This is a genomic window from Streptomyces sp. NPDC048191 (assembly GCF_040652655.1).
Taxonomy (GTDB): Bacteria; Actinomycetota; Actinomycetes; order Streptomycetales; family Streptomycetaceae; genus Streptomyces.
This window is the reverse complement of the sequence record NZ_JBEZMO010000010.1, coordinates 198,372-212,827: the sequence shown is the minus strand read 5'-3', so window position 1 is coordinate 212,827 and position 14,456 is coordinate 198,372. Positions and strand designations below refer to the sequence as shown.

Here is a 14,456-nt window from a genome sequence, read left to right as displayed (position 1 = left end):
GCGCCCTGACCGGCGTACCACCACGGCCGCCTTTTTCGCAGCGCCACCCGGGCCGTCCCCCGCCCCGAGCTGCGAACCTCGTCCGAAATACCGAACACTAAGGACAGCTAGTGACCGACGCTTCCGCTCCGGCAGCCCGCAGGCCCGGCGAGCAGGTGCTCGCCACGCTCGGCCTGGCCGCGCCCGCCCTCGACCCCGCCGACGCCTCTCCCCACAGCTTCCCGGGCGGCGGCCGCTGGCGCACCGAGATCCCCTCGTGCGAGGGTCCCGAAGCGCTGGCGGTCGTCCTGAAGGAGTCCTCGCGCCTGGATGTGCCGATCCACCGGATCAGCCAGGGCAGCGGCGTGTGGATGCTCACCGACGCCGAGATCACCGAGATGGTCGAGGCCACCGCCGAACGCGACATCGAACTCTGTCTGTTCACCGGCCCGCGCGGCACCTGGGACATCGGCGGCTCGGTGCGCTCCGACTCACGGGGAGCCGGACTGCGCGCACGGGGTCACGACGCCGTCGCCGGGTGCGTCGAAGACGCCGTGCGGGCCACCGAGTTGGGCGTCAAGTGCCTGCTGGTCGCCGACGAGGGCGTGCTGTGGACGCTGCACCGGGCCCGGGAGACCGGCATCATCCCGGCCGACACCACGCTGAAGGTCTCGGCGCTCATCGGCCCCGTCAACCCGGCCGCGTACGCCGTCTTCGAGCGGCTCGGCGCCGACTCCGTCAACGTGCCCAGCGATCTGACGCTGGATCACCTCACCGAGATCCGCCGGGTCTCCGGCGCCCCCATGGACATGTACATCGAGGCCCCCGACGACCTCGGCGGCTATGTGCGCATGTACGAGGTCGCGGAGCTGATCCGGCGCGGCGCCCCGCTCTACCTGAAGTTCGGTCTGTCCAAGGCGCCCGGCATCTACCCGTGGGGCACCCACCTCAGGGACGTGACCCTGGACACCGCCCGGGAGCGGGTGCGGCGCGGCCGGCTCGCCCTGGACCTGCTCGCCCGGCACGGCGCGGACGGCGACATGGCGCCGCTCGGCTCCCGGCTGCCCGGAAGGCTCAACCGCTTCTCCATCACCGCGTGACCCCTCTCAACGCCGACACGAATCAAGGACGGATCACCATGCGCAACCGCAGAGCCGCACTCGCCGCGATATCCGCGACCGCCTCGCTCGCCCTCACCCTGACCGCCTGCGGGCAGAGCGGCTCGGGCGGCAGCAAGGAGAAGACGGGCGACGTCAAGGGCGCCACGATCGGCATCGCGATGCCGACGAAGTCCTCCGAGCGGTGGATCAACGACGGCAACGACATGGTCAAGAACCTCAAGGCCAAAGGCTACAAGACCAAGCTGGTCTACGGCGAGGACGACCCGAGCACCCAGGTCTCGCAGATCGAGAACATGATCACGCAGGGCGTCAAGGGCCTGATCATCGCGGCCATCGACAACAAGTCCCTGAACAACGTGCTCCAGGAGGCCGCCCAGGCCAACATCCCGGTCATCGCCTACGACCGGCTGATCCTCGGCACCAAGAACGTCGACTACTACGCCTCGTTCGACAACGAGAAGGTCGGCACCCTCCAGGGCACCTACATCGTGCACAAGCTCGGACTGGACAGCGGCAAGAAGGGCCCGTTCAACATCGAGCTGTTCGCCGGGTCCAACGACGACAACAACACCCAGTACTTCTTCAACGGCGCGATGAAGGTGCTCCAGCCGTACATCGACAAGAAGGAACTGGTCGTCAAGTCCGGGCAGACCAAGCTCACCCAGGTCACCACCCTGCGCTGGGACGGCACCACCGCGCAGAAGCGCATGGAGGACATCCTCACCTCCTCCTACAAGAGCGGCAAGGTCGACGCGGTGCTCTCGCCCTACGACGGCATCTCCATCGGCATCATCTCCGCGCTGAAGTCCGACGGTTACGGCACCGGCAGCCAGCCGCTGCCCGTCATCACCGGCCAGGACGCCGAACTGGCCTCGGTGAAGTCGATCATCGCGGGCCAGCAGTCCCAGACCGTCTTCAAGGACAGCCGCAAGGAGACCGCGGTCGCGGTGTCCATGGTCGACGACGTCCTGCACGGCAAGAAGCCCCAGGTCAACGACACCAAGACCTACACCAACGGCGCCAAGGTGGTCCCCTCCTACCTGCTGCAGCCGGTGAGCGTGGACAAGACCAACTACGAGGACGTGCTGGTCAAGGGCGGTTACTACACCGAGTCCCAGCTCAAGTGATCCCGTCCCTCTGCCCGACCCCACACTGATTGGAAGGCACGACCATGGCGGGACCCGTCCTGGAAATGCGCTCGATCGTCAAGACCTTTCCCGGTGTCAAGGCGCTGTCGGACGTCACCCTGACCGTCCGGCAGGGCGAGGTCCACGCCATCTGCGGGGAGAACGGCGCCGGCAAGTCCACCCTGATGAAGGTGCTCTCCGGCGTCCATCCGCACGGCACCTACGAGGGCGAGATCCTCTTCGAGCAGGAGGTCTGCCGGTTCAAGGACATCCGGGCGAGCGAGCAGCACGGCATCGTCATCATCCACCAGGAGCTGGCGCTGGTGCCGTACCTCTCCATCGCGGAGAACATCTTCCTCGGCAACGAGCACGCCAGGCGCGGGCTCATCAACTGGCGCGAGACCCTGCGCCACGCCGCCGAACTGCTGCGCCGGGTCGGTCTCGACGAGCACCCGGAGACCCGCGTCGCCGACATCGGCGTGGGCAAGCAGCAGCTCGTGGAGATCGCCAAGGCGCTGTCGAAGGAGGTGAAGCTGCTCATCCTCGACGAGCCGACGGCGGCCCTGAACGACGAGGACAGCGGCAAACTCCTCGACCTGATCCTGGAGCTGAAGAACCAGGGCATCACCTCGATCATCATCTCCCACAAGCTGGGCGAGATCCGCCGGGTCGCCGGCTCGGTGACGATCATCCGCGACGGGCGGTCCATCGAGACGCTCGACGTGAAGGCGCCGGAGACGACCGAGGACCGGATCATCAGCGGCATGGTGGGCCGCGACCTCGACCACCGCTTCCCCGAGCGCACCCCGCACGAGCCGGAGGAGGGCGCGACCCCCGCGCTGGAGATCCGCAACTGGACCGTGCACCACCCCATCGACCAGCAGCGCAAGGTCGTGGACGACGTGTCGATCAGCGTGCGCCGGGGCGAGATCGTCGGCATCGCGGGCCTGATGGGCGCCGGCCGCACCGAACTCGCGATGAGCGTGTTCGGCCGCACCTACGGCCGGTACGCGGGCGGCACGGTCCTCAAGGACGGCGTCGAGATCCGTACGAAGTCCGTCGCGGAGGCGGTGGAGCACGGCATCGCGTACGTCACCGAGGACCGCAAGCACTACGGCCTGAACCTCATCGACACCATCAACCGGAACATCTCGCTGACCGCGCTGCGGAAGGTCGCCAAGCGGGGCGTGGTGGACGAGCAGGCCGAGCGGCAGGTCTCCGAGGGCTACCGCAAGTCGATGAACATCAAGGCACCGACGGTCTTCGAGCCGGTGGGGAAGCTGTCCGGCGGCAACCAGCAGAAGGTCGTCCTCAGCAAGTGGATCTTCGCGGGTCCGGACGTGCTGATCCTGGACGAGCCCACGCGCGGCATCGACGTGGGCGCCAAGTACGAGATCTACACGGTCATCGACCGACTGGCGGCCCAGGGCAAGGCGGTCGTCTTCATCTCCTCCGAGCTGCCGGAGCTGCTCGGCATGTGCGACCGCATCTACACGATGGCCGCCGGGCGGCTGACCGGTGAGGTGCCGCGGGCCGAGGCCACGCAGGAAGTGCTGATGCGCCAGATGACGAAGGACAAAGAGGTAACGCGATGAGCACGGACGTCACCGACAAGACTCCGGCGGCCGCACCGCCGGGCAAGGGCGGACCGACCGCCGGCGAGGGCCTGTTGCAGCTGGTGCTCGGCGGCCTGCGCCGCAACATGCGCCAGTACGGCATGCTGATCGCGCTCGGTCTGATCGTCGTCCTCTTCCAGTTCTGGACCGGCGGGGACCTGCTGCTGCCCCGCAACGTCTCCAACCTGGTGCTGCAGAACAGCTACATCCTGATCCTCGCGATCGGCATGATGCTGGTGATCATCGCCGGGCACATCGACCTGTCGGTCGGCTCGATCACGGCGTTCGTGGGCGCGTTCGCGGCCGTGCTCACCGTGCAGCACCACATGGCGTGGCCCCTCGCGCTGGTGCTCTGCCTGCTGGTGGGCGCGGTGGCGGGATCCGTACAGGGCTTCCTGATCGCCTATTTCGGCATACCGTCGTTCATCGTCACACTGGCGGGCATGCTGCTCTTCCGCGGCCTGACGGAGATCCTGCTCAAGGGCCAGACCCTCGGCCCGTTCCCGAACGGCCTGCAGAAGATCGGCAACGGCTTCCTGCCGGAGGTCGGCCCGAACACCAACTACCACAACCTCACGCTGCTCCTCGGCATCGTCCTGGTCGCCGCCGTGGTGTGGCAGGAGGTGCGCGACCGGCGCCGCCAGCAGGAGTTCTCCCTCGACGTGGTGCCGAGGAACCTCTTCCTGCTCAAGCTCGTCGCCCTGGTCGCCGCGATCGTCGCCCTCACGATGCTGCTCGCCAGCTACGACGGCGCGCCGATCATCCTGATCGTCCTCGGCGTCCTGGTGGGCGGCTACGGCTACGTGATGCGCAACTCGGTCTTCGGCCGCCACATCTACGCCATCGGCGGCAACCTGCCGGCGGCCAAGCTGTCCGGCGTGAAGGACAAGCGCATCACCTTCCAGGTGTTCCTGAACATGGGCGTGCTCGCGGCCCTGGCGGGTCTGGTGGTGGCCGCCCGCCTGAACGCGGCCTCGCCGAAGGCGGGTGACGGCTTCGAATTGGAGGCGATCGCCTCCTCGTTCATCGGCGGCGCCTCCATGAGCGGCGGTGTCGGCACCGTCCTCGGTGCCATCATCGGCGGTCTCGTCCTCGGCGTGCTGAACAACGGCATGAACCTCCTCAGCGTCGGCACCGACTGGCAGCAGGTCATCAAGGGCCTGGCCCTGTTGGCGGCGGTCGGCTTCGACGTGTGGAACAAGCGCAAGTCCGGTTCGTAAACCAGATCGGGCCCCGCCGGTGAAGGCGGGGCCCCTCCTCTTCCGGGAGCCGCATCCATGGAACTGAACAGACGCACGGTCATGGCAGGAGCAGCCGCGGCGGGCCTCGCCGCCACCACCCTCGGCTCGGGCAGCGCCCAGGCCGCCACCGCTTCGTCAGGGGGCCGCAAGCCGGTGAAGGAACTCTTCGGCACGCTCGCCGACGGCACCAAGGTCCACCGCTGGTCGCTGGAGAACGGCGGCACCCGCCTGAAGGTCCTCTCCTACGGCGGCATCATCCAGTCCCTGGAGATCCCCGACCGGCACGGCCGGTACGCCAACGTCTCCCTCGGCTACGACACCCTCGACGCGTACGTCAAGGGCACGACCTACTTCGGCGCGACCATCGGCCGCTACGGCAACCGCATCGCCAAGGGCCGGTTCACCCTGGACGGCAGGAAGTACCAGCTGTCCGTCAACGACGGCGTGAACAGCCTGCACGGCGGCGCCAAGGGCTTCAACACCAAGGTGTGGGACATCGAGCCGTTCACCTGCGGCTCCGACGTCGGTCTGCACCTGCACTACACGAGTGTCGACGGCGAGATGGGCTACCCGGGCACGCTGAGGACGAAGGTCACCTTCACCCTGAACCGGCACGGCGACTGGCGGATCGACTACGAGGCCACCACCGACAAGCCGACCATCGTCAACCTCACGAACCACACGTACTACAACCTCGCGGGCGAGGGCAGCGGCAGCATCTACGACCACGAACTCTGGCTCGCCGCGGACCGGTTCACCCCCACCGACTCGGGCCTGATCCCCACCGGCGAACTGGCGGGGGTCAAGGGCACCCCCTTCGACTTCACCCACGCCAAGCCGATCGGCCGGGACATCCGCACCGGCCACCCGCAGCTGGTCACCGCCAAGGGCTACGACCACAACTTCGTGCTCGACAAGGGTGTGACCGCCCGGCCCGAGCACGTGGTGACGCTGCGCGACCCCGGCTCCGGCCGCACCCTGAAGATCCTCACCGACCAGCCCGGTGTGCAGTTCTACTCGGGCAACTTCCTCGACGGCACGCTCGTCGGACAGTCCGGCCACACCTACCGGCAGGGTGACGGCCTGGCCCTGGAGACCCAGCACTTCCCGGACTCCCCGAACGAGCCGTCGTTCCCGTCGACCGTGCTGCGGCCGGGGCAGACGTACCGGACGACGACGATCCACACGTTCTCCGCGTGAACCACACCACACACAGGGTGAGTTGAACGCCACTGGTGTGCCTGCCGTATCCATGGGTGGCCCGTGCTCCCCCGCACGGGCCACCCTGAACGGAGGTCCCCTTTGGCCGGCAACGTCACCTCGTTGTTCCGCGGTACCGCCGCGCACAGCCCCTCCATGGCGGCGCTGACGCGCGAGGGCGGGGACGGGACCGGGCCGGTGGACTTCTGCATTCCGTGCAACCCGTACTTCCCCACGCCGGCCATGTTCGAGGAGATGTCGGCCCGGCTGCGCGAGATCGTCACGTACTACCCGAGCAGCGCCGAGACCATCACCGGCGAGCTGTGCTCCCTGCTCCAGCTGCCGCCGCAGTGCGTGGCGATGGGCAACGGGTCGACGGAGCTGATCACCTGGATCGACCACCTGCTGGTCCGCGAGTCCCTGGCGATCCCCGTGCCGACCTTCGGCCGCTGGACCGACCAGCCGATGGAGACCGGCAAGCGGGTCGACATGTTCCCGCTCCAGGAGGCGAGCGGCTTCGCGCTGGACCTCGCCCGGTACGCGGACTTCATCCGCACCCGGGGCACCCGCGTGGCCGTCGTCTGCAATCCCAACAACCCCGACGGCGGCTATCTGCGCAAGCAGCAGCTGGTGCAGTTCATGGACGCGATGGCGGACCTGGACCTGGTGGTCGTGGACGAGTCGTTCCTGGAGTTCGCCGACGCGGAGACCGAGCCCAGCGTCGTCCAGGAGGCCATGCTCCGGCCCAACGTGATCGTGCTGCGCAGCCTCGGCAAGAACTTCGGCCTGCACGGCGTCCGCTTCGGTTACCTGGTGGCGAACCCGGCCCTGGCGGGCCGGGTCCGCTCGATGCTCCCGAAATGGAACCTCAACGCCTTCGCCGAGCACGTGGTGTTCATGCTGAAGGAGCACGGCCCCGAGTACGCGCAGAGCCTCCAGCAGGTCCGCCGCGACCGGCTGGAGATGGCCAGCCACCTGTCGGCGCTCCCGGGCCTGACGGTGTACCCCTCCCAGGGGAACTTCCTCTTCGTCCGCCTGCCCGTCGGCGCCGAGGGCACGGTGGTCCGGGACCGGATGCTCACCGAGCACCGGATCCTGGTCCGTGAGTGCGGCAACAAGATCGGTTCCTCCAGTCGCTTCCTGAGACTCGTGGTGCGCCCCCAGGTCGACGTGCGTCGCCTGGTGTCCGGCCTGGAACAGGTGCTCTACGGGACCAGGAGGGGAGCCGCCGTACCCGAGCTGGGCACCGGGACCAGCTACAGCTCGGGTACGGCGGCGGTGGACCGGCTGATGAGCGAGACCAACGGAGGCGGCGTGCCGGGGCTGGCCGCACAGGCCCAGGCCATGGCCGCCGCTCCCGCTCCGGCCGTCGGCACCGGCATGCCGCTCCCCGCCGCCGTACCGCCCGGCGCCGGGATGCCGATGCCGGCGGCGCCCTTGCCCGCGGCGCCTCAGCCGGTGCCCGCGGCGCCTCAGCAGATACCCGCGCCGCAGCCGATGGCACCCGTGCAGCAGCCGGTGGCACCGGTGCCGGTCCCGCAGCCGGCGCCCCCGGTGCCGGCGCCCGCTCCCCTGCCGACGCCGTTGCCCGCTCCGACTCCGGTGCCGGCCCCCATGCCGGTACCTGCCCCCGCCCCGGTACCGGCTCCCGCTGCCGCCGTCGCGCCGACCCCGCCCGGTGTCCCGGCGCGCGGTGGCCTGACGGCGGCTCAGGTACGCGGTATGACGGCGCCGGCTTCCGATCTGACCCCGGCCCCGGCCACGGGGTGGCCCAACGCGCAGAGCTGGCCGAACGCGGCGGGGGCGTGAGGGCGGTCCCGCCGCGTCAGTGGGCGACCGGCCAACCGCTGGTCCAGTCGCGCAGGTTGACACGTGGCGCGCGACGAAGCTGCTGTCAGCACGCCGCGTGCACAGAAGTGGCGGAGCCGCGCTCACGGTGAGTGTTCGAGCCGGGCGGCGCGCGAGGGCAGGTGTAGTCGACGTGCGTCCCTCGCGCGCCTCTGGCGGCCGTTGCCCCTGGCCCGACGATTCCGCAGGTCAACCGACGGATGACCGTTCACCGGCGGTGACCGTCAGGGACCGACAGGGGCCACCGCCTGCTCGGAGTGACCGGGCGTGGCGGGCGCCGGGCCTACTTGTTCGGGCACTCCTTCCAGGCCAGGTGGTACACCGTGCTGATGTCACCGTCCGTGGAGTCCATGGTCATGAAGCTGACCTTGTTGGGTGAGGTGGTGCCGGCGTTCACCCGGAGCTCGGTGTTGATGTTGAAGTTGCGCAGGACCCCGCAGGGCGCCCACACCAGCTGGGCCCAGTCCGTGCTGTCGGTGGCCTGCCAGTCGTCGTTGTAGGCGCCGCTGAAGGGGTGGCTCTTGGGGACGGTCTGCGAGGAGCCCTGGAAGTAGTACGAGGCTCTCTGGGTGGCGCTCGCGCCGGGCTGCAGGGACAGGAAGCCGCGGTAGTCGGCGCTGGCTATCGCGTAGGTGAAGCCCTGGGGGACGTGGACCACCAGGTTGAGCTGGCAGTTCTTGCGGAAGGCCGTGGGGTCGGAGTTGCCTCCGGCCTGGGCCAGGTAGCTGCTGTAGGTCACCGTGAAGGCGGTGTTGTCCGGCGAGACGGCGACCGCCGCGGTGCCCTCGGGACAGCCGGAGCCGTTCACCGTCGCCACGTCGATGACGATCTTGTCCGGGGGCGGGTTGTCGAACACGCCCGAGGCGGGCGCGTGCGCGGGTAGCGCGGTGGTGAGCAGCGCCGCCACGGCACCGCTCAGGAGGAGTCCACCAGCCATGAATTCTCCCGGGGTCGAAGGTGTGGGGGGTCTGTATGGAACCTGTGAAGCGCTCCGCATCGTAGGGAGCCCCGCTCACCACCGGGAGGTTCAACTCCGGCCATTCACAACCGGCCGTTCACACCGCGTTCTACGGGTTCTCCCACGCCGCCGGCTCCGTCGCCAGCGCCCGCACCGGATCCGGCAGCGCGTCCGCCGCGAGGTCGGCGAGGGTGACACCCTCCAGGATCCGGCGGACGCTCGCGCGCAACGCGATCCACAGGGGCAGCAGGGGCTGTGCGGTGCCGGTGTAGGCGAGTCCCGTCGGACGCTCTCCGCGCACCGAGACGATCGGGCCGTCCACAGCACGGATCACGTCCGCGACCGTGATCTCGGCCGCGTCCCGCGCCAGCCGGTAACCGCCGCCTCCGCCGCGCCGGCTGTCGACGATCCCGGCCCGCCTCAGGTCGCCCAGGATCCCTTCCAGGAACTTGTGCGGGATGTCCTGGACGGCGGCGATTTCCTCCGCCTTCACTGGGCCGTTACCCTGCCGTACAGCCAGCTCCAGTACCGCCCGTACCGCGTAGTCCGCCCGCGCCGAGATCCTCATGGGTCCATTGTGCGGCGTCGCCGCAGGGAGAATGGCCTCGCCCGCGCCCCGTAAGATCGCCCGGGAGGATCCACCTTGGCGCTCAGCAGACGTTCTTTCAGTGCCCTGGCCGGCTCGACCGCGCTCGGGCTCGCCCTGGGCGGCAGCGGCGGCCCCGGGGCGCCCTCGGCGTACGCGGCGCGCAGCGTGCCGACCGGCCCGGCACCCGCCCCGCCGAGCGCCGACGGCCGGCCGCACACCATCGGCTACGACCGGTACTCGCTGCTCGTCGACGGCAGGCGCCTGGTGGTGTGGTCCGGGGAGATGCACCCCTTCCGGCTGCCGAGCCCCTCCTTGTGGCGGGACGTGCTGCAGAAGATGCGGGCGCACGGCTACAACGCCGTGAGCATCTACGTGGCCTGGAACTACCACTCCCCCGCGCCCGGCCACTACGACTTCACCGGCGTCCGGGACCTGGACCTGTTCCTGCGGACGGCCGCCGAGACGGGCCTGTACGTCATCCTGCGGCCCGGCCCGTACATCAACGCCGAGGTGGACGGCGGCGGTTTCCCCGGCTGGCTCACGGCGACGAAGGGCACGGCCCGGACCGACGACCCGGCCTACCTGGGGCACGCCGACGCCTGGCTGACCCAGGTGAACCGGATGGCCCGCCGGCACCTGTTCACCCAGGGCACCGGCACGGTCCTGCTGTACCAGATCGAGAACGAGTACGACGCCCACGTCGACGCCACCGGCCGCGCGTACCTGTCGCACCTGTACAAGAAGGTGCGGGCCGACGGCATCGACGTGCCGCTGTTCCACAACGACAAGGGACGCAACGGCTACTGGACGCCCGGCTCGTTCGACACCGGCGGTGAGAAGGGCGGCTGGCTGTACGGCTTCGACGGGTACCCGTCGCCGTCGCAGACGCCGCCGGACTGGGGCACGTTCGGGCCCGGCGGGACGAAGGGCGGGGCCAGTGCCTCGCCGTCCACACCAGGGTTCGTGCCGGAGTTCGGCGGCGGCTGGTTCGACCCGTGGGGCGGGGCCTGGTTCGACGGCCTGGGGTACGCCGAGTCACGGCGGACGAGGGACGCCGCCTACGAGCGCCGCTTCTACCTCACGAACCTCGCCAACGGCCTGACCCTGCACAACGTCTACATGACCTTCGGCGGGACCTCCTGGGGCTGGCTGCCCGCGCCGGTCGTCTACACGTCGTACGACTACGGCGCCGCCATCGACGAGGGCCGGAACGTCACCGAGAAGATCGCGCCGATGCACCAGCTCGGCCATCTGCTCCAGCGCGTGCCCGACTTCGCCAAGCTGGACCGGGCGGCGGACGTGCACGCGGCGGGCCTGAAGGTCTACCACCTGACCAACCCGGACACCGGCGCCCATGTCTACGTCGCCCGCAACGACGGCGCGGACGAGGTCACCACCGATCTGCCGACCGACGCCGGCCGGCTGCGGATCACCGTGCCCGGCAGGGACGCCCGGCTGTTCACGACCGGGCTGAAGCTGGGCCGGCGGACGCTGAAGTACTCCACCGCCTCGCCCATGCTGTGCCTGACGGCGGGGCGGCAGGACATCGCGGCGTTCTCCGGGCGCCTGGGCGACATGGCCGAGCTGGTGCTGCGGTGCCCGGCCGAGCCGGACGTCATGCGGCTGGACCCGGAGGCCGCCTGGGCCCTCGACGACGACGAACTGCATGTGAACGTGCCGCTCGGCCAGGGCGGGCTGACCCGGGTGCTGGTGCAGAAGGGCGAGACCGACACCCCGCTGCTGCTGCTCTTCGCCGACGACGCCACCGCGGTCCGCCTCTTCCCGTACGACACCCCGTCCGGGACCCTGCTGGTGTACGGCCCCGCGCTGCTGCGCCACGTCGAACTGCGCGGCTCCGAGGTCCACTTGACGGGCGACGTCACCGAGACGACGACTGTGGAGGTGTGGGGGCCGCGCGGAATCGACACCCTGGTGTGGAACGGACGCACCCTGCCCACCCGGGTCACGATGTCCGGCAGTCTGATGACCACCGGGCTGCTGCCCGCCGTGCCCGAGGTGCGGCTGCCCGAGCTGGGCGGCTGGCGGATGCGCAGGGAGAACCCGGAGGCCGGGCCCGGCTTCGACGACTCCGGCTGGCAGGTCGCGGACCGGACGACGTCGTTCAGCACCACGCCCGTCCCCGCCGGTCAGCCGGTGCTGTTCGCGGACGACTACGGCTTCCACTACGGGGACGTCTGGTACCGCGGCTCCTTCACCGACGCCACCGGCCTGGCGGAGGTCTCGCTGGCCTACAGCACGGGCACCCAGGGCCTGTTGATGGCCTGGCTGGACGGCGAGCCGCTGGGCACGCACCGGATGCCGGTGCCCGACAAGAACACGACCGTCAGAAAGGGGAGTTGGACGGACACGGCGGTCTTCCCGGTGCGTGACACACTGCGCACCCCCGGCCGGCATGTGCTGTCCGTGCTCGTGCGGCGCATGCAGCACGACCAGGACGGCAAGGGGCTCGACACCCACAAGGCGGCCCGCGGGCTGACGGCGGCCACCTTCAGGGGCGCCTCGCCGAAGGTGAGGTGGCGGATCCAGGGCGAGGGGCCGGTGGACCCCGTGCGCGGCCCCATGAACAACGGCGGCCTGTACGGCGAGCGGGAGGGCTGGCATCTGCCCGGCTTCCGGGACCACGACTGGGAGAGGGCGACCTTCCCGCGGGCCGCCCGGTACCAGGGCGTGACCTGGTACCGGACCACGTTCCGGCTGTCGGTGCCGGCCGGCGTCGACGCCTCGGTCGGCCTGACCCTGGACGACGACCCGTACCGCGCCTACCGCGCCCAGATCTTCCTCAACGGCTGGAACCTGGGCCAGTACATCAACAACGTGGGCCCGCAGCACACCTTCGTCCTGCCCAACGGCATCCTGCGCACCCGGGGCACCAACACCCTGGCGCTGGCGGTCCTCTCGGAGTTCACCACGCTGTCGGGCCCCGGGTCGGTACGGCTCTCGCTGCTCGGCAGGGCAACGGGCGGGCTGCCGGTCACGCCGGTCTGATCACACCGGTCTGATCACGCCAGCCTGATCACGTTCCAGGACAGCGGTTCCAGTACGGCGGTGAGGGTGCCGTCCGCCAGGGCGGTGCCCTCGACGGGGTGCGGGACGACCCGCTCGGGGTCGTCGAGGGTGTTGCGGGCGTCGGGGTCCGCGTCCGCGAGGGCGCTGTGCTCGGTGACGGCCGTCAACTCCAGGCCGTTCAGGGTGACTTCGAGGGACAGGGCGTCGTCACGGCTGCGGTTGACGGCGAACACGGTGACCGAGCCGTCGGCCGCGCGGACGGCCGTGGCGTGCAGCAGGTCCGTCTCGCCGTACTTCTTCGTGTCGTACGTCGGCGAGTCCACGCGCACGTCGAGGACCTCGCCCCGGCCGTGCTCCGACGCCTGCGCGAACGGGAAGAACGTCGTCTGCCGCCAGGCCGGGCCGCCCGGCTCGGTCATGATCGGGGCGATCACGTTGACCAGTTGGGCCAGGCAGGCGACGGTGACGCGGTCGGCGTGCCGGAGCAGCGCGATGAGCAGCGAGCCGAGGACGACGGCGTCCGTGACGCTGTAGTTGTCCTCCAGCAGTCGCGGGGCCTCGGGCCAGTCGTGCCGCTCGAACGTCTTCGCGTGCTCCTCCCAGCGGGAGAGGTACCAGACGTTCCACTCGTCGAAGGAGAGGTTGATCCTCTTCTTCGACTTGAGCCGGGCGCCGACGTGGTCGGCCGTCGCGACCACGTTCTCGATGAAGGACTCCATGTCGACGGCCGAGGCGAGGAAGGAGTCCACGTCGCCGTCGACCGGCTCGTAGTAGGCGTGCAGGGAGATGTGGTCGACCAGGTCGTACGCCTCCTGGAGGACGGTCGCCTCCCACTCGGCGAAGGTGGGCATGGCCTGGCTGGAGGAGCCGCAGGCGACCAGTTCGACGGTGGGGTCGGCCTGGCGCATGGCCCGCGCGGTCTCGGCGGCGAGCCGGCCGTACTCGTGGGCGGTCTTGTGCCCGGTCTGCCAGGGGCCGTCCATCTCGTTGCCGAGGCACCACAGCTTGATGCCGAAGGGGTCCTTGTCGCCGTGGGCCGCACGGAGGTCGGAGAGGGCGGTGCCGGCGGGATGGTTGGCGTACTCCTGGAGTTCCAGGGCCTCGGCGACGCCTCTCGTCCCGAGGTTCACGGCCATCATGGGTTCGGCCTGCGGGCCGATCTTCTTCAGGAACGCGATGTACTCCGACAGGCCGAAGCGGTTCGTCTCGGTGGAGTGCCAGGCGAGGTCGAGGCGGCGGGGGCGGTCCTCGGCCGGGCCCACCGAGTCCTCCCACCGGTGGCCGGAGACGAAGTTGCCGCCGGGGTAGCGGACGGCGGTGACGCCGAGTTCGCGCACGAGGTCCAGGACGTCCGTGCGCAGCCCTTCGGCGTCGGCCGTGGGATGGCCGGGCTCGAAGATGCCGGTGTAGACGCAGCGGCCCAGGTGTTCCACGAAGGAGCCGAAGAGGCGGGGGCTGACCGGGCCGACGGTGAAAGCGGGGTCCAGGGTGAAGCGGGCGGTGCTCTTGCTCATGGGATCCTTTCGGGTCACTTCGGAACAGGCCGGCCAGAACGCCGGCCCACGGGGTTCGGACCCGGCTTCGGGGTGCCGTGGTCGGCGAGTTCGGTGCAGCGCTGGAATCCGTCGCCGCCGCTGAAGAGGTTCCAGTAGTGCACGCGGGGTGCGCGCGGTGGAGGCGAGCGCGTCCGCCCCGGTGCCGAGTGCGGCGAAGCCGAAGCTGCCGGCCACGGCCAAGGCGCCCGCCGCTG

The 14,456-nt window shown here is 70.0% G+C and carries 10 protein-coding genes; 7 read left to right on the top strand and 3 right to left on the bottom strand.

The window, feature by feature from the left end; translation table 11 throughout:
• Positions 1 to 110 precede the first annotated feature (110 nt).
• From AB0D93_RS19140 to AB0D93_RS19115, 6 genes are all read left to right on the top strand, one after another.
• Positions 111 to 1,079, top strand: a complete 969-nt coding sequence (locus AB0D93_RS19140) for a hypothetical protein (protein ID WP_362120720.1) — start codon at positions 111 to 113, stop codon at positions 1,077 to 1,079.
• Positions 1,080 to 1,117: 38 nt separating this feature from the next.
• Positions 1,118 to 2,227, top strand: a complete 1,110-nt coding sequence (chvE, locus tag AB0D93_RS19135) for a multiple monosaccharide ABC transporter substrate-binding protein (protein WP_362120718.1) — start codon at positions 1,118 to 1,120, stop codon at positions 2,225 to 2,227.
• 44 nt (positions 2,228 to 2,271) lie between these two features.
• A complete protein-coding gene (gene mmsA / locus AB0D93_RS19130; protein ID WP_362120716.1) occupies positions 2,272 to 3,822 on the top strand; it encodes a multiple monosaccharide ABC transporter ATP-binding protein in 1,551 nt (516 codons plus the stop codon).
• A complete protein-coding gene (gene mmsB, locus AB0D93_RS19125) occupies positions 3,819 to 5,063 on the top strand; it encodes a multiple monosaccharide ABC transporter permease (RefSeq protein WP_362120714.1) in 1,245 nt (414 codons plus the stop codon). Before mmsA ends, mmsB begins: the two co-directional genes overlap by 4 nt.
• A gap of 57 nt (positions 5,064 to 5,120) precedes the next feature.
• Positions 5,121 to 6,284: an aldose epimerase family protein gene (locus tag AB0D93_RS19120; protein WP_362120712.1), complete on the top strand. Its 1,164-nt coding sequence runs from the start codon at positions 5,121 to 5,123 to the stop codon at positions 6,282 to 6,284.
• A gap of 102 nt (positions 6,285 to 6,386) precedes the next feature.
• Positions 6,387 to 8,093, top strand: coding sequence for a histidinol-phosphate transaminase (locus AB0D93_RS19115; RefSeq protein WP_362120710.1), 1,707 nt, complete (start codon positions 6,387 to 6,389; stop codon positions 8,091 to 8,093).
• A 322-nt stretch (positions 8,094 to 8,415) separates the two neighbouring features.
• On the opposite strand, the gene AB0D93_RS19110 is transcribed toward AB0D93_RS19115, so the two are convergent.
• On the bottom strand, positions 8,416 to 9,069 hold the full coding sequence (locus AB0D93_RS19110; protein ID WP_362120707.1) for a DUF4360 domain-containing protein: 654 nt from the start codon (positions 9,067 to 9,069) through the stop codon (positions 8,416 to 8,418).
• 130 nt (positions 9,070 to 9,199) lie between these two features.
• Positions 9,200 to 9,658 (bottom strand): Rrf2 family transcriptional regulator, encoded by a 459-nt coding sequence (locus tag AB0D93_RS19105; protein ID WP_362120705.1) that lies wholly within the window; start codon positions 9,656 to 9,658, stop codon positions 9,200 to 9,202.
• 75 nt (positions 9,659 to 9,733) lie between these two features.
• Between AB0D93_RS19105 and AB0D93_RS19100 the strand changes: the two genes are divergently transcribed.
• Positions 9,734 to 12,685, top strand: a complete 2,952-nt coding sequence (locus tag AB0D93_RS19100) for a beta-galactosidase (protein WP_362120703.1) — start codon at positions 9,734 to 9,736, stop codon at positions 12,683 to 12,685.
• A gap of 14 nt (positions 12,686 to 12,699) precedes the next feature.
• On the opposite strand, the gene AB0D93_RS19095 is transcribed toward AB0D93_RS19100, so the two are convergent.
• Entirely contained in the window at positions 12,700 to 14,220 is a 1,521-nt protein-coding gene (locus AB0D93_RS19095; RefSeq protein WP_362120701.1) for an alpha-N-arabinofuranosidase, read from the bottom strand.
• Positions 14,221 to 14,456: the final 236 nt, after the last annotated feature.

Excerpts from the sequence above, each read along its gene's own strand:
- AB0D93_RS19095 (WP_362120701.1), bottom strand. The coding sequence starts at position 14,220 with ATGAGCAAGAGCACCGCCCGCTTCACCCTGGACCCCGCTTTCACCGTC.
- AB0D93_RS19110 (WP_362120707.1), bottom strand. The coding sequence starts at position 9,069 with ATGGCTGGTGGACTCCTCCTGAGCGGTGCCGTGGCGGCGCTGCTCACC.
- mmsA (WP_362120716.1), top strand. The coding sequence starts at position 2,272 with ATGGCGGGACCCGTCCTGGAAATGCGCTCGATCGTCAAGACCTTTCCC.
- chvE (WP_362120718.1), top strand. The coding sequence starts at position 1,118 with ATGCGCAACCGCAGAGCCGCACTCGCCGCGATATCCGCGACCGCCTCG.
- AB0D93_RS19120 (WP_362120712.1), top strand. The coding sequence starts at position 5,121 with ATGGAACTGAACAGACGCACGGTCATGGCAGGAGCAGCCGCGGCGGGC.
- AB0D93_RS19105 (WP_362120705.1), bottom strand. The coding sequence starts at position 9,658 with ATGAGGATCTCGGCGCGGGCGGACTACGCGGTACGGGCGGTACTGGAG.
- mmsB (WP_362120714.1), top strand. The coding sequence starts at position 3,819 with ATGAGCACGGACGTCACCGACAAGACTCCGGCGGCCGCACCGCCGGGC.